Source organism: Mycobacterium sp. MS1601, assembly GCF_001984215.1.
Lineage (GTDB): Bacteria > Actinomycetota > Actinomycetes > Mycobacteriales > Mycobacteriaceae > Mycobacterium.
The window spans coordinates 1,334,501-1,349,523 of the sequence record NZ_CP019420.1 but is presented as its reverse complement, the minus strand read 5'-3'; the positions used below and the strand labels follow the sequence as shown (position 1 = coordinate 1,349,523).

Annotated in this window: 14 protein-coding genes; 7 read left to right on the top strand and 7 right to left on the bottom strand. The window is 66.0% G+C overall.

Annotated elements, in window-relative coordinates; genetic code table 11:
- Positions 1-62 precede the first annotated feature (62 nt).
- Together BVC93_RS06560 and BVC93_RS06555 are read right to left on the bottom strand one after the other, a co-directional pair.
- Positions 63-1,145 (bottom strand): MarR family transcriptional regulator, encoded by a 1,083-nt coding sequence (locus tag BVC93_RS06560; RefSeq protein WP_083736456.1) that lies wholly within the window; start codon positions 1,143-1,145, stop codon positions 63-65.
- Complete coding sequence (locus BVC93_RS06555; RefSeq protein WP_335583121.1) at positions 1,142-2,293, bottom strand: AAA family ATPase; 1,152 nt, start codon at positions 2,291-2,293, stop codon at positions 1,142-1,144. The genes BVC93_RS06560 and BVC93_RS06555 overlap by 4 nt, the downstream gene beginning before the upstream one ends.
- 137 nt (positions 2,294-2,430) lie before the next feature.
- On the opposite strand from BVC93_RS06555, the gene BVC93_RS06550 reads away from it, so the two are divergent.
- Positions 2,431-3,960 (top strand): acetyl-CoA acetyltransferase, encoded by a 1,530-nt coding sequence (locus BVC93_RS06550; protein WP_083736455.1) that lies wholly within the window; start codon positions 2,431-2,433, stop codon positions 3,958-3,960.
- Here the strand turns inward: BVC93_RS06550 and BVC93_RS06545 are convergent.
- The gene (locus BVC93_RS06545; RefSeq protein ID WP_083736454.1) at positions 3,957-4,838 is read right to left on the bottom strand and encodes a hypothetical protein; all 882 of its coding nucleotides are present in this window, start codon (positions 4,836-4,838) and stop codon (positions 3,957-3,959) included. The two genes, BVC93_RS06550 and BVC93_RS06545, sit on opposite strands and share 4 nt — an antisense overlap.
- A 336-nt stretch (positions 4,839-5,174) precedes the next feature.
- A complete protein-coding gene (locus BVC93_RS06540) occupies positions 5,175-6,023 on the bottom strand; it encodes an LLM class F420-dependent oxidoreductase (RefSeq protein WP_083736453.1) in 849 nt (282 codons plus the stop codon).
- Positions 6,024-6,135: 112 nt separating this feature from the next.
- Between BVC93_RS06540 and sfnG the strand changes: the two genes are divergently transcribed.
- From sfnG to purH, 5 genes are all read left to right on the top strand, one after another.
- A complete protein-coding gene (gene sfnG, locus BVC93_RS06535) occupies positions 6,136-7,239 on the top strand; it encodes a dimethylsulfone monooxygenase SfnG (protein WP_083736452.1) in 1,104 nt (367 codons plus the stop codon).
- Between the two features lie 150 nt (positions 7,240-7,389).
- Positions 7,390-8,229: a DUF5336 domain-containing protein gene (locus BVC93_RS06530; RefSeq protein WP_083740857.1), complete on the top strand. Its 840-nt coding sequence runs from the start codon at positions 7,390-7,392 to the stop codon at positions 8,227-8,229.
- A gap of 50 nt (positions 8,230-8,279) precedes the next feature.
- Positions 8,280-9,725: a cell division protein PerM gene (locus tag BVC93_RS06525; RefSeq protein ID WP_083736451.1), complete on the top strand. Its 1,446-nt coding sequence runs from the start codon at positions 8,280-8,282 to the stop codon at positions 9,723-9,725.
- Between the two features lie 10 nt (positions 9,726-9,735).
- Entirely contained in the window at positions 9,736-10,368 is a 633-nt protein-coding gene (gene purN / locus BVC93_RS06520) for a phosphoribosylglycinamide formyltransferase (protein WP_083736450.1), read from the top strand.
- The gene (gene purH, locus BVC93_RS06515; protein ID WP_083736449.1) at positions 10,365-11,936 is read left to right on the top strand and encodes a bifunctional phosphoribosylaminoimidazolecarboxamide formyltransferase/IMP cyclohydrolase; all 1,572 of its coding nucleotides are present in this window, start codon (positions 10,365-10,367) and stop codon (positions 11,934-11,936) included. The genes purN and purH overlap by 4 nt, the downstream gene beginning before the upstream one ends.
- Here purH and BVC93_RS06510 read toward each other — a convergent pair.
- Together BVC93_RS06510 and BVC93_RS06505 are read right to left on the bottom strand one after the other, a co-directional pair.
- Positions 11,933-12,601, bottom strand: a complete 669-nt coding sequence (locus BVC93_RS06510; protein ID WP_083736448.1) for a FadR/GntR family transcriptional regulator — start codon at positions 12,599-12,601, stop codon at positions 11,933-11,935. The two genes, purH and BVC93_RS06510, sit on opposite strands and share 4 nt — an antisense overlap.
- Positions 12,601-13,263 (bottom strand): FadR/GntR family transcriptional regulator, encoded by a 663-nt coding sequence (locus tag BVC93_RS06505; protein ID WP_083736447.1) that lies wholly within the window; start codon positions 13,261-13,263, stop codon positions 12,601-12,603. Before BVC93_RS06505 ends, BVC93_RS06510 begins: the two co-directional genes overlap by 1 nt.
- Before the next feature lie 421 nt (positions 13,264-13,684).
- On the opposite strand from BVC93_RS06505, the gene BVC93_RS06500 reads away from it, so the two are divergent.
- A complete protein-coding gene (locus tag BVC93_RS06500; protein ID WP_236950270.1) occupies positions 13,685-14,326 on the top strand; it encodes an LpqN/LpqT family lipoprotein in 642 nt (213 codons plus the stop codon).
- A gap of 8 nt (positions 14,327-14,334) precedes the next feature.
- On the opposite strand, the gene BVC93_RS06495 is transcribed toward BVC93_RS06500, so the two are convergent.
- Positions 14,335-15,021, bottom strand: a complete 687-nt coding sequence (locus BVC93_RS06495; RefSeq protein ID WP_083736445.1) for an LppA family lipoprotein — start codon at positions 15,019-15,021, stop codon at positions 14,335-14,337.
- Between the last annotated feature and the right edge of the window lie 2 nt (positions 15,022-15,023).

Genomic DNA, 15,023 nt, shown 5'->3' with positions numbered 1-15,023 from the left:
CGGCTCTGTCACTTAGTGACACCCACACTGTGTCACTAAGTGACAAATGCGTCAAGCGACGATCAGCGATCGCGGAACCGCAGCACCTGCCGCAAAAGCGGATCGGTGAGGCTGTACCAGGTGGCGCGACGGTCTTCGCTCTTTTTGGCCGACGTCACCCATCGTGAGGCGGAGAGTCTGCCCAGTGCCGTTGCGGCCGACTGATTCGACACCCCGACGGCGGCGGCCAGGTCGCTGACGGTGCGGGGTTGGTCCGCGCGGGCCAGCTCTGCGACCAGGCGTAGCTCTCCGGGCGAGAGCTCTGCAAGCTGCCGCTGGTAGTTGGGAACCAGGCTGTCCAGTAGCGCTGCCACCGCCGGTGTGACGGCCTCGAGCGTGGCGACGCCGGCGACCTGTGCGAGCTGATGCCAAGGGCGTGGTGCACCGCCCACGAGCGCGTAGATGTCAGCCAAAGATCTTGTTCCCTCGGGTGATTCGACGAAGGCAACGAGATCGTCAGCGCCGCGCCTGCGCGCGGTTCCAGCGATGATGGCCATCACATCCGGCAGCTCGAGGTCGGGCAGCGTCTCCACCATGAACGACCCGTACCAGGGGTGCGACCGCGACGACACTCCTGGGAACAGGGCCGGACTGCTGGCCAAAAGTGTTATTGCCGTTGATGTTTCGACCCAGGCCCGCAGGTTTCCCTGGCCGTCGGAGCCCAGGCTGTCGAAAACCCGGTCCAGGTTCTCGATCACCAGCAGCACCATACGGTCGGCCGCGGCGGCCAGGATGGCCTGCTCGATGCCGACGGCGTCTTTGTCGCGGCGCATGGACCGCGCGGACTGCGCGATGCCGACGACCCTGGCGATCTCCACCAGGATGTCGAGATAAGAGCCGATTGCCAGGGCGTCTTCGGGAATGAACACCGGCAGAACATTTTTGGCGGTTGCGGGGTCGGCAAGTGCGCGGTTCACCGCGACATGCAGCGTGTGCGTCTTGCCCATGCCTCTGGGGGCCACCAGAAGTGTGTGCGGCCGGGAGCCGTCACGGGCAGCGCCGACGATGCGGCGCACCAGCTTGGTGAACAGAGCCGCGCGCCCGACCGTCAGGGCGTCGAGTTCTGCCGGGGGCAATGCCGAGGGGGTGAACACCGGCGTCGTCATCGCCGCATCGCTCGCCAGGCGCGTTGGATCAGCGGGGAGGCGAACCGGTCGGAGTCACCGACGCGCACCAGATAGTGGTCGAGTTCCAGGCGTTCGATCAGGCTGACCAACTGATGTCGGTCGCGGACCGGACTGCCTTCGCCACGCAGCAACATCAGGGTGTCGTCGACGGTCAACGGGGCGCCGGCGTGGGCATAGATGTCGAGCACGCCTGCGATGACGTCGGCGACCGATCCGTAGTAGTTGGGTAGCCGGTCCCGGTAGTGCCGGAGATCCCAGGGATCGTTGAGGTTTTCGACGGCGGTGGTCACCAGATCGGGGATCTGGTCGGCAGGTGGTAGGCGGCCGTCACGCAGGTAGTGGTCTTGTAGGGCGAGTACCAGGTGCTGGATGTAGTAGGGAACGCCTTCGGCGGCTTCGGCGACAGCCGGCGCCACCCGGTGCGCCTCCGGCGGGTAGACGCCGATTCCCAGCAGCAGGCATTCGGCGAGGAATGCGGCGTGATCGGCGCGGATGGGGCCGACGGTGATCTTCCGGATGTCGTTGACGGTGCTGGGTGCGTCGACGGATACGTGATGGAAGCCGATCGACCCGGACAACACCGTGGCAACTCCTCCGCCGTACTCCTGGCGGAATCGGCGCAGTGTGCGCAGGAAGTCGTCACCGGCGCCGCTGTGTGCCCGTTCCAGCCGGCGGGCCAGGACGGTCACCTCGTCGATGAACAAGACGACCTGACGTCCGTCGGCGCGGTCCACGGCCTGGCGGAGCAACTCGTCCAGGGCGGTGGCGGCGCGGGCTTCCCGTTCGATGGTCACCGGGCCCGCATTGAGCGAGACGCGGAGTTTGGCCAGTTCCTGGCTCCAGGACGGCTCGAACCGGGCCAGTTCGGCCGCCAGTGCCGACACGAAGTCCGCATACGTGCCGCGTTCGGCGCTGGCAGCGCCCACCAGTGCGCCGGTGGCGCGCACCTGGTGCGCCACCATGCGGGCCAGGGACGTCTTGCCGTGACGACGATCGCCGACCAGGACTGCGCCACTGTGGGGCAGCGCCGCCAACACGGCTGCTGCATCGCGATAACGCCCGACGACGTCATCGGGTTTGACGATGCCGCCCACCACCAGGGACATGGGTCGTACCTGCCAGGACACGTCCCAACCGTACGCCGAATCTGATGTACGTCAATATTGATGTACATCAGGTTGGGTGTACGCCAAGGAGCGGTTCGGTTGGCCAAACGAGAACACGTTCTATTAGCCTCGCAAAGTAGTTACTCCAGGAGGACCGCATGCCGCTTGATCAGCGCACCCCCGTCATCGTCGGCGTCGGCCAGTTCACCGAGCGCATCGACGACCCCGGATACCGGGGAATGTCCGCGGTGGACCTGGCGACCGAGGCGGCGCGAGCCGCCCTGGCCGATACCGGGGCGTCCGTCGGCGACGTCGCGCGGACGGTGGACGTGGTGGTGGGGCTTCGGCAGTTCGAGATATCCGGGCCCATGCCTGCCCTACTGGGCAAGTCCGACAACTACCCGCGCTCGGTGATGCGCCGGCTCGGCGCGGACCCGGCCCGCGTGGTTCTCGAGCCCGTGGGTGGCCAGGGATCGCAGAAGGTGGTCACCGAGTTCGCCGCGGCCATCGCCGCCGGCGAGATCGAGGTCGCCATGGTGATGGGCTCCGAACCGGGATCCACCGCACGGTATTTCGCCGGGCGTGACGACAAGCCCGACTTCACCGAGCACATCGGCGGCCAACTCGAGGACCGCGGGCATCAGATCTACAGCTACATCGACGAATACACCGTGACGCACGGACTGACCGGGGCGCCGGTGCAGTACGGGCTGCTGGACAATGCCCGCCGCGCGCGGCTGGGCCTCGGTGTCGCCGACTACCGGCACCAGATGGCCGAACTGTTTGCGCCGATGTCGAAAGTTGCTGCCAAGAACCCGTTCTCGTCGTCACCGGTGGAGCGTTCCGTTTCCGAGGTCGAGACGGTGACGCCCGAGAATCGGATGATCTGCGACCCGTACCCGCGGCTGCTGGTTGCCCGTGACACTGTCAACCAGGGCGCCGCCACGGTACTGATGTCGGTGGGTGCGGCCCGCAGGCTGGGTGTGCCCGAGGAGAAGTGGGTGTACCTACATGGACACGCCGACCTGGTGGAACAGGCGTTGCTGTCGCGGCCCGATCTCGGGGCCAGCCCTGCCGCCGTGCTGGCGGTGCAGGAGGGCCTGCGGGTGGCGGGCATCGGCGTCGACGACATCTCCACCTTCGACCTGTACAGCTGTTTCCCGTTCCCGGTGTTCGTGGCCTGTGAGGCGCTAGGAATATCCGGAGACGATCCGCGTGGCCTGACACTCACCGGCGGGCTGCCCTACTTCGGTGGTCCGGGAAACAGCTACTCACTGCACGGCATTGCCGAGACGGTGGCCGAGATGCGGGACAAGCCAGGCCAGTACGGCTTCATCGGCGCCAACGGCGGCATCATGAGCAAGTACTCCGTTGGCATCTACTCCACCCTGCCCGTCGACTGGAGAACCAGTCGCAGTGCCGCCCTGAATCAGGAGGTTGCCGCGCTGGCCACCGTGCCCGTGACCAAGGTCGTCGACGGCGTTGGCACCATCGAGACCTACTCCGTGCGTTACGACTGGCCCGTGCGTACCGGGATCATCGTCGGCCGGCTGGAATCCGACGGATCGCGGTTCATGGCCACCACCGAGGACGACGAGCTGGTGGCGTTGATGAGCGACGGAGACCCGTTGGGTGCGCGTGTCGCCATACGGTCCACTGAGAACGGCAACCGGGCCACGCTTGCCTAAAATGGCGGTGGTTCAGTCCATTCGGTGACGAGGGCGTTGTTGAGTGCGCGCTCTGCCTTGATGCGGTAGGCGCGTTCTCGGGCGTGGTTGCGTCTTCGGTGGTTGGGGATTTTGCCGATCTTGTCCGGTGGATTCGGCTTCGGCGGTGGGGTGTCGATGTGCGCGCTGGTGGTGCTGATCGTCGGAAAGAACAGGCGGGAGCCCGGCTTTGACCGGTAGGTCTGGCCGGTGGGCGTGGTGAAGATGATGGTGCCGTCGGGCAGTTGTTCGTCGGACCAGCCCGGCCAGAACGTCTTACCGAAATGGTGGAGACGGCAGAACATCTTGCCGCCGGAGGCATGGGTTTTGCCGGCCGGCCACGGCGTCGTGTGATCCCAATCTGCGAAATGCGCCGGCCGGTCGCACGTGCCCCATCGGCACGTCAGGTCCCGCGCCTTGCACCACTCCTCGAGGGCCGTTGACGGGCTGTAGCGGGGTTCGGGGTCGACGCCCGGGGGTGTGACGTTGCGGACTATGGCGCCGCGGGTGATGAGTGCCGCGATCAGCGGTGCGGGGATGGAGCCGATGCCGATCAGGATGCCCGCCGGGGGACGGCGGAAGGCTGACGGTATAGGTGAAACCGGTTTGGCAGGTGGGTCATCGGTGTGGGCCGCCGCGGCCGGGGTGTCCTCGGGAGGCTCGGCGACGGCGGGTGATTGTTGTTCGCTGCGGGCTGGCTCGCGGGTGCCGTCGGGGTAGACGAGGGTGACGTTCATCGTTCCCGCCACCAGCAGGTCTGCAACGCGGGGGACTTTGGTGGCCAACGCCATCCCCACGTCCATGTCCCCGGATCCTCGGCCGTGCGAGATGCCGGAGGCCAGTGCGATCTCCGCGGCCACCGAGTTCCAGGAGGCTTGGGTGTCTTCGTCGGTGCGAGATCGTCGTTGTAGTTGCGGCGCGCTTTTTCGGCGATGAACAGGAACCGGTGTCCTGCCATGGTGGACATTCCGCGGCTGTAGCTGGCGATGGCGTCGTCGAGGTCCACGTCGGTCATGTGTGACCGCGCTGCGGAATCGGGCAACCCTGCGAACATGCCACCACGTTATCGACGGGGTACGACAGATAACCTACGCCGAAAACAGAAGTGCAGATGAGAATTCACTCTTGGACGAGTGTGCGCAAACTACGTGAATCCATCGGTGTGTCAACGTACGAACGCGCCCGCTCGGCGGAGATCAGACCAGAGCGCTGAGCTTTCCGGCCAACCGCTCCACATACGCGGCCACGTCGGCCTCGGACTTGTCCGGCAGACCGAACAACACTTCGGTGACACCGAGATCCTGCCAGTGGGCCAGCTTTTCGGGCACGGGCTTGAAGTCCAAGGCGACGATCTGCGGGGCGCCGTCGCGGCCGGCGGCGGCCCAGGTGTCCTGCAGCAGCTTCACCGGTTCATCGATGTCGAAATCGCGGGGCGTGGTGATCCAACCGTCGGCGCTGCGAGCGATCCACTTGAAGTTCTTCTCGGTGCCTGCCGCACCGACGAGCACGGGAATGTGAGGTTGTACGGGCTTGGGCCAGGCCCACGAAGGTCCGAACTTCACGAATTCGCCGTCATATTCGGCCTCTTCCTGTGTCCACAGCGCCCGCATGGCTTCCAGGTACTCGCGCAGCATCGTGCGGCGGCGTCCCGGCGGAACGTTGTGGTCGGTGAGCTCGTCGGTGTTCCAACCGAATCCGACGCCCAGGCTGACACGTCCGCCGGACAGATGGTCCAGTGTCGCGATGGATTTCGCCAAGGTGATGGGGTCGTGTTCGACGGGCAGGGCCACGGCGGTGGACAACCGCACCTGCGATGTCACCGCGGCTGCCCCGCCCAGTGACACCCAGGGATCGAGTGTGCGCATGTAGCGATCGTCGGGCAGGGACTCGTCACCGGTGGTGGGGTGAGCGGCCTGGCGCTTGATCGGGATGTGCGTGTGTTCGGGCACGTAGAAGGTGGTGAAGCCGTGGTCATCGGCGAGCTTGGCTGCTGCTGCCGGGGTGATGCCGCGGTCACTGGTGAAGAGAACGAGCCCGTAGTCCATGCCCAGAATTAGAACGTGTTCTAGTCGGAAGGGCAAGGGAGGGGCATCCGACCAAAGACTCTCGGCGAGTTAAAGGGGTGACGAGGGGCCGCAACCGCGGTGTGATCGCGCTATGACGACCGAACGGATCGCGAACAACATCAAGTTCGCCTATTGGGTGCCCAACGTCAGTGGCGGCCTGGTGACCAGCGATATCGAGCAACGCACCGACTGGAACTACGAGTACAACAAGAAACTGGCCCAAACCGCGGAGAACAACGGCTTCGAGTACGCACTGAGCCAGGTCCGATATGAAGCCAGCTATGGCGCCGAATTCCAGCACGAGTCAACCAGCTTCTCGCTTGCCCTCCTGCTGGCCACCGAGAGGCTGAAGGTAATCGCGGCGGTCCACCCCGGGCTGTGGCAACCTGCGGTGTTGGCCAAGCTCGGCGCCACCGCTGACCACCTGAGCAATGGCCGCTTCGCCGTCAACGTCGTCTCCGGCTGGTTCAAGGACGAGTTCACCCACCTGGGTGAGCCCTGGCTCGAGCATGACGAACGCTATCGCCGCAGTGCGGAGTTCCTGCAGGTGCTGCGCAAGATCTGGACCGAGGACGACGTGGACTTCCGCGGTGATTTCTATCGCATCCACGACTTCACCTTGAAGCCGAAGCCGGTGCACACCCCCGAGCTGTTCCAGGGCGGCAACTCGACCGCGGCTCGGCGCAACGGTGGTTACTACGCCGACTGGTACTTCTCCAACGGCAAGGATTTCGACGGCATCACCGAGCAGATAGTGGACGTGCGCGACCACGCCAGGGAAGTGCACCGGGAGGTCAGCGTCGGACTCAACGGCTTCATCATCGCCAGAGATACCGAAAAAGAAGCAAAGGAAGTACTGCGAGAAATCATCGCCAAGGCCAACCGTCCCGCGGTCGAGGGGTTCCGCGACGCCGTCCAGCAGGCCGGCGCAGCGACCGGCGACAGGAAAGGCATGTGGGCGGACTCCTCGTTCGAGGACTTGGTGCAGTACAACGACGGTTTCCGGACTCGGCTGATCGGCACCCCGGAGCAGATCGCCGAGCGCATCGCGGCCTACCGAAGGCGCGGTGTCGACCTGATCCTCGGCGGTTTCCTGCATTTCCAGGAGGAGATCGAGTACTTCGGGGCCAAAGTCCTTCCTCTGGTGCGCGAGATCGAAGCCTCGGACACGGCCAGGGAACTGCTCTTGGTCTGACCCGGTGTCGTTGCTGCGGGTGACACGCGGAACGGCGCATCGCACCGTCAGCTTGGTGCGCTAGCGTGGATATCCGAATCACCGTCTCGAATGCCGACGCAGGTGTTCGTCAGCGTCACCACCGTGGCGCCCAACGACACAGGAGAGGTCATGACCTACTCACCCGGTAATCCACCAGGCGGCGGGTTCCCGCCGGCACAACCGCCAGGCTCCTACTCGTCGGGTTCCTACGCAGCGCCGACGCAGTCGTTCGCGCCGGCCGCCGAGCCGGGCCCGAGCAAGCTCCCGCTCTACCTGTCGGCGGCCGTTGTGGTGCTCGGCATTGCCGCGTACCTGTCGAGCTTCGGCCCCGTGTTCACCTCGAGCGCGGAACTGGGCCCGATCAGCGTCGAAGCCACCAGTGGTGGCGGCGTCGTCCTGACGCTGGCCACCCTGTTGGCGGCGCTGCTGGCCGCGGTCGGTCTGTTGCCCAAGGTCAAGAGCTATCTGGCCGTGGTGACCATCCTGTCGGTGCTCGGTGTGATGGTGGTCGTCAGCCAGCTGTTCAACACCTCCACGTACGTGACCACCGGCTGGGCCGCGTGGCTGGTACTGGCGTTCAGCCTCCTGCAGGCCATCGTCGCCATCGCTGCGCTGCTGCTGGAGGCCGGTGTGATCACCGCGCCCGCGCCGAAGCCCAAGTACGAGCAGCCTCAGTACGGACAGTACGGTCCGCCCGGGGGCTACTACGGGCAGCCTCAAGGCCAGCCGCAGCCGCCGCAGCAGGGCGCGCGGCCGGGCTACCCCACTCCGTACGGCACCTACAACCCCGGGCCCACCAGCGGATACGTTCCGCAGGACAGCCAGGACAACAGCCCCCCGACCCCGCCCACCGGATACCCCAGCTTCAGCCCGCCGCCTGCGGTGGGGTCCGGGCAGCACACTGCTGCGCCGCCGCAACAGCCGCAGACCCAGCAGTCTGCGCCGTCGCCCGGTCAGACTCCGTCCTAAGTCCGATACCGTCGCGCCCGGCCATCCGGGCGCGGCGGATTCTGACGTGAATGCAGGACAACCGCACGGCGGGGGCGCGCCAGGCACGTGACCTGATCCGGGTCGCATTCGGACCAGCACTGGTTGCATTGGTCATCATCGCGGCGGTGGTGCTGGTGCAGCTGGTGGTCGCCAACAGCGACATGACCGGTGCATTCGGCGCCATCGCAAGCATGTGGCTAGGGGTACACCAGGTACCCATCTTCATCAGCGGGCAAGAACTCGGCGTCATGCCGTTGCTCCCTGCGCTGCTGATGGTGTGGGGGACCGCGCGCACCACCGCCCAAGCCACGTCGAATCGCGCCTCGTGGTTCGTCGTCCGCTGGATCGTCGCGTCAGCGGTCGGGGGACCGCTGCTGATCGCAGCTCTGCTGCTGGCAGTGCTGCACGATGCGGCATCGGTGCTGACCGAACTGCAGACACCCAGCGCCGGTCATGCGTTCTTGAACGTGTTCGTGGTGCACGCCGTCGGAGCGCTGATCGGTGTCGGCAACAAGATCGGACCCCGGGTGCTGGCTGCGTCGCCGCTGCCGAACTGGCTGTCGGGTTCGGTGCGGGCGGCCACCGCCGGGATGCTGGCCTTGTTCGGTCTCTCCGCGGGTGTGACGGCAGCGGCATTGATCGTGCACTGGGGGACCATGCACGAGTTGTTCGGCATCACAGAATCGATGTTCGGCCAGTTCAGCCTGACCGTGCTGTCGGTGCTGTACGCCCCGAACGTCATTCTCGGAGCCACCGCCATGGCCGTGGGTTCCAGCGCGCACGTCGGGTTTGCGACGTTCAGCTCCTTCACGGTGTTCGGTGGCGACATCCCGGCGGTCCCCATCCTGGCCGCCGCGCCCACCCCGCCGTTGGGGCCGATCTGGGTGGCGTTGTTGATCATCGGTGCCGCCGCCGGTGTCGCCGTGGGGCAGCAGTGCGCCCGCAAGCCGTTGCCACCGGGGCCGGCACTGGTCAAACTGCTGGTGGCGGCGCTGATAGCGGCCGTGTCGATGGCGCTGCTCGGATACGCCGGAGGCGGGCAACTGGGCAATTTCGGTGCTGTGGGCGTGGACCAGGCGACCTACGGACCTGCGGTGTTCCTGTGGTTTGTCGTGGTGGGCGCGGTGACGGTGGTGATGTCCGGCGGGCTGCTGTTCCCCAAGCGGGTGAAAAAGCCGGTGGCTGTGGCACAGGAACCTGTCGACGAGCCCGAGACCCCGTTGGGGGAGCCCGACGACGTGGTGCTGACCGAGCAGCAGACCGCACCCCTGATTCTGCCTGCCCCACCCGCGCGGGAGCCGGAACCCGAACCCGAGCCGGAACCCGAACCCGAGCCGCTGCCGCAGTCGGACTACCCAGACGTCGACTACGAAGCGCTGGCGGATCTGCCCGACGCCGAGGACTTCCTGGACGCCGACAACGATTCGACAACCGGCGAATCCACCGCCGATCGGCACCCGCCTCGCACCGACTAAGCTTCTCGGAGTGCAACAACCCTTCCATGTGCCGCCGAGCGCCCCGGCCCGCGTGGTCGTCCTGGCGTCCGGCACCGGGTCGTTGTTGAAGTCGCTGCTCGACGCTGCCGTGGACGACTACCCTGCCCGGGTGGTCGCTGTCGGCCTGGACCGGCAGTGCGACGCCGGGCAGATTGCCGCCGACGCAGGTGTCCCTACGTACCAGGTCCCGCTGCGCGACTATCCGGACCGCGCCACCTGGGATGCCGCCATCACCGCGGCGACTGCGGCGTACTCCCCGGACCTGGTGGTGACCGCCGGATTCATGAAGATCCTGGGCAACCAGTTCCTGACCAAGTTCCCCGGCCGCGTGGTCAACACCCATCCCGCGCTGCTGCCGGCATTCCCCGGCGCGCACGCCGTGCTCGCCGCGCTGGAGTACGGCGTACGCGTGACAGGTTGCACCGTCCACCTGGTGGACGCCGGGATGGACACCGGTCCGGTGCTGGCGCAGGAGGCCGTCGCCGTTCTGGACGACGACAACGAAGAGACTCTGCACGAACGTATCAAGGTCGTCGAACGACGGTTGCTTGTGGACGTGCTGGCCGCGGTGGCTACCCGTGGCGTGACGTGGAGTGGACGAAAGGCAGTCTTCGCAAAATGAGTGAGCGTAAGCCGATCCGGCGGGCGTTGATCAGCGTGTACGACAAGACGGGCCTGGTGGATCTGGCACGCGGCCTGCACGAGGCCGGCGTGAGCATAGTCTCCACTGGCTCCACCGCCAAAACCATTGCCGCCAGCGGTATTCCGGTGACACCCGTGGAAGACGTCACCGGTTTTCCCGAGGTGCTCGACGGCCGGGTGAAGACACTGCATCCACGGGTGCACGCTGGACTGCTGGCTGATTTGCGCAAACCCGAACATGCTGCGGCCCTGGAGGAACTGGGGGTCGAGGCGTTCGAACTCGTGGTGGTGAACCTGTACCCGTTCACCGAGACGGTGGCCTCCGGCGCCGGCGAAGACGAATGTGTGGAACAGATCGACATCGGCGGACCCTCGATGGTGCGGGCCGCCGCGAAGAACCATCCCAGCGTCGCTGTGGTGGTGGACCCGCTGGGCTACGACGGGGTGCTGGCCGCGGTGCGCTCGGGTGGCTTCACCCTCGCCGAGCGGAAGATTCTGGCGTCGTTGGCCTTCCGGCACACTGCGGAGTACGACGTGGCGGTGGCGTCGTGGATGGGTGAGGTGCTGGCGCCTTCACGAGACGACACCTCGCCTGCGCTTCTGCCCGCGTGGTTCGGAGGTACTTGGCGGCGCAAGACGGTGCTGCGCTACGGCGAGAACCCGCACCAGCAGGCTGCCCTCTACACCGATGACGCCAACTGGCCCGGTCTGGCGCAGGCCGAGCAGCTGCACGGTAAAGAGATGTCCTACAACAACTTCACCGACGCCGATGCGGCCTGGCGGGCGGCTTTCGACCACGAGGAAACCTGCGTCGCGATCATCAAGCACGCCAACCCGTGCGGTATCGCGATCTCCTCGGTGTCGGTGGCCGACGCCCATCGCAAGGCCCACGAGTGTGATCCGCTGAGCGCCTTCGGCGGCGTGATCGCCACCAACAGCACCGTCAGCGTCGAGATGGCCGAGACGGTGGCTGACATCTTCACCGAGGTGGTGGTCGCCCCCGCCTACGAGCCCGGTGCGGTCGAGGTGTTGGCCCGCAAGAAGAACATCCGGGTGCTGGTGGCCTCGGAGCCGCAGCCCGGAGGCACCGAGTTCCGACAGGTCAGCGGTGGGCTACTGGTCCAGCAGCGCGACGCACTGGACGCTGCCGGCGACGACCCGGCCAACTGGGTGCTGGCCACCGGAGAGCCCGCGGACGCCGCGACGCTGACCGAACTGGTTTTCGCCTGGCGGGCGTGCCGGGCGGTGAAGTCCAATGCCATCGTGGTGGTCAAGGACGGCGCCACAGTGGGAGTCGGTATGGGACAGGTCAATCGGGTGGATGCGGCGCGACTGGCTGTGGAGCGTGGCGGCGACCGCGTATCTGGTGCGGTGGCGTCTTCGGATGCGTTCTTCCCGTTCCCCGACGGTCTCGAGGTTCTGACCAATGCCGGTGTGCGTGCGATTGTGCATCCGGGTGGCTCGGTGCGCGATGACCTGGTGACCGAAGCCGCGGCGAAGGCTGGTGTCACGCTGTACCTCACCGGCGCAAGGCATTTCGCGCACTAGGGCCAAGGCAGTTCAGACAGTAGCTGCCTGCGCGCCGTCTGCAGATGTGTGCGCATGGCGGCCTGGCTGCGCAGCGGGTCGCGGTCGAAGATGGCGTCGGCGATCTCGCGGTGCTCACCCTGGCATGCGGCGCAGTTCTCGATGGTGTAGCGGCGCTTGTCCAGGCCGCTGCCCGCAAGCTGGCGTCGCCCGCTTTCGACCATGTCGTTGAGCGCGGCGACCACAGTGTTGTGTGAGGCCAGTGCCAGCGCGCGGTGAAATGCGATGTCCCAGAGCAGGAATTCCTCGGGAGTGCAAGCGGCCCCGCCGGCTTCCAGGCAGCGGCGGATTTCGACGAAATCGTCGGCGTTGGCGGCAACTGCCACGAGGGTCATCAGATTCGGTTCCCAGGCGGCGCGGGCGTCGATGAGGTCCAGTGGGCTGAGGTTGACCGGGGTGTGGATGGACTCACCCGACGGTGCGGCCGCAGATCCGGTGAGGAAGGTGCCGCGGCCCACCTCTCTGGTGACCCGGCCCTGACTCTGCAGGGTGTCCAATTGCTTGCGCACGTCATGGCGGCTGCACCCGAGAAGGGCGGCCAATGCGCGTTCGGTCGGCACCCGGCTGCCCGGCGCCAGCTCACCGGTTTGGATCAGGTCCTCGAGGTACTTCTCGACTGTGATCATCACTGTCCCGTCACAACCTTGCGAACAAAACGCAAGTGCTCGGTCATGGCGATGGCGGCCCGACGGCGATCTCGGTCGACGAGCGCGGCGACGATCTCGTGATGTTGGCGCTGGATGATCTCCCGGTTCTCCGGTGTGAATCCGTCCTCCTTGAGCCGCCCCCACACCGGGTTGTTGCGGGTGGAGTTCAGCACGTCGACCATCGCCAAGATCTGGTTGTTGTGGGTGGCGACAGCGAAAGCACGATGCAACGAGATGTCCCACTGCTCGAAGGACTGGTAATCAGAAGCGACCTCGCCACGTTCGAGGCAGCGGTGCAACTCGGCGAAATCCTCTTCGGTGGCGGCCAGTGCCGCCAGTGAGACCACCTCGGGCTCGAACACCATGGATGCGGTCATGATGGCAGCCGGGGTGAACGACGCTCCGAATCGGTTGGCCGGCGTGACGAATGTCCCGCGGCCGACTTCTCGGGTGACGCGGCCCTCGCGCTCCAGTTGGGCCATGATGCGGCGCACCTGGGTACGCGAACATCCGACCTGTTCGGCGATGTGCCGTTCCGCGGGAACGCGGCCGCCGTCCTGAGATGCAGCCACCAGAAGGTGCCCCTCGATGATTCGACGCAGATCCCGGTCGACGACGGGCTGCGTGGATCCTGCGCGCAACGGACGGCCCCTTGAAGAACACGATCGAAATGTTCGCCCGTCAATGTAACCAATTGCCGCCTATTGGGCGCGCCGGCACTCAAAATTGACCGTCTACAACCAATTGCAACCGATGTGGTGAGGTGACATACGGAGTCTGCAGATTGGAGGTACGGCCCGTTATGAGGCGAGTGACGGGCGACAGTTCAGTACATACCTTTCAGGCCCTATTGGGCCGATATTGGTTGCAGATTGGTCGAACGGCTTACCGTGGCGAGCGCTGTGCCGAAGTCGGTGAGGATCTGGCCTGACGCCGTTGTCGTCCAGCAGGATCTCCTGCCCGCAAATCAGACGAGATCGGCGCTGACTCCGAAAGCAGCGGTGCGGCAGCGGAGTGACCGACAGTTACGCGGGAGCCCTCAGCTAAGGTTGACCCGTGTTGATGGCGGCCCGCGTGGCACTCCTGCTGACAGCGTCGGCGCTCACCGTCTCTTGCACCCGCTACGTCGATGCCGTGCCCGTCGCCTCTCAAGAGCTGTTGACTGCCGGCGCGTTCACCAGCGAAGCGGACTGCACCCCGGTGGACGCTCCACTGACCGATATCGAACCGGTGGACGACGGTGAACCCATCCTGCGCATCCCGCAGCCCGACGGATGGGACCGCTACACCGAGATGGACAGCGACCTCTTCCGCTTCACGATGACAAGTATCGACCTGGCCAGTGACAACTTCGCCCCGACGGTGGTGGTGACGCTGGAGAGCAAATCGGGCAAAGAGGACCCGACGGTGGTCTTCGAGTCCCAGCGCGAGTCACTCGAGATCGGCTTCGGTGCCACCGATCTGGTGGTCACCGAACAACTGCACTGCGGACTGCCCGCAGAACTGATCGAGTACACCACCCCGCCTATCGGTGCCGTCGGTGCGCTGCCGGCCCGGGTGCTGATCGCGGTGATGCACACCGATGACCGCACCTATGCAGTGACGGTCACCAGCCAGACCGACGATCCGCGCAATCCGCAGTACGAGAGCGACACCGACCAGATCATCGGCGGCTTCCAGATCCTGCCGCCGGAAGCGGGTTAGCGGAGGGCTCAACTGTCGGCCCGGCCGTCGCCGTACAAGTACGGATAGTGCGCACCCGGAGCAATGGTCGCGAACTGGTCTGCCGGCAGCGGCCCCGTTCGCCACGCCGCAGGCAGGTTGCACGATATCTCGTAGCCGAACAGCACCGGCCCGTCGTCGTGCACCGAGCCGAGGAACTCGATCCGGACGCCATCGTCTCGCGCCTGCGAGTTGTTGCGGTGGTCCGGACCCGGCGGCCCGTATCTGGCTGAGTCATAGGAGAATCCGGCGGCATCGAAGATCGGCGTCATGGCGTCGACCAGCTGCTGCCATTGTTGGAGGGTGAAACCCCCACCGGTACTGACGAACTCACCCGATCGGTAACGGCGCCCGACGGTGTGGTTGAACGGTTCCACACACGCCTCCAGCCGCCCCGGTTGCGGCTGCCCGGGATCCGCGCTGGGTGACTCCGGCAGCACCGCCCCCGGGACGATGCGGGTGATGGCCTGCTGCACCTGCGCCTGCAGATCGCGGAGCTGGCCTTGCACCACTTCCATGTCGGGGCGGGCGTTGACAGTCTCCTGCAGCCGGTTCAGTTCCGTTTCATCGGGTTTGGCGGCCGGATCGACATCGCGAGCGTTGATACAGCCGACCGATCCGAGTGCCAATCCGAGAGCCAACGCGGCGGTCAGCAGGGTTCTTCGTAGTCCAGGCATGC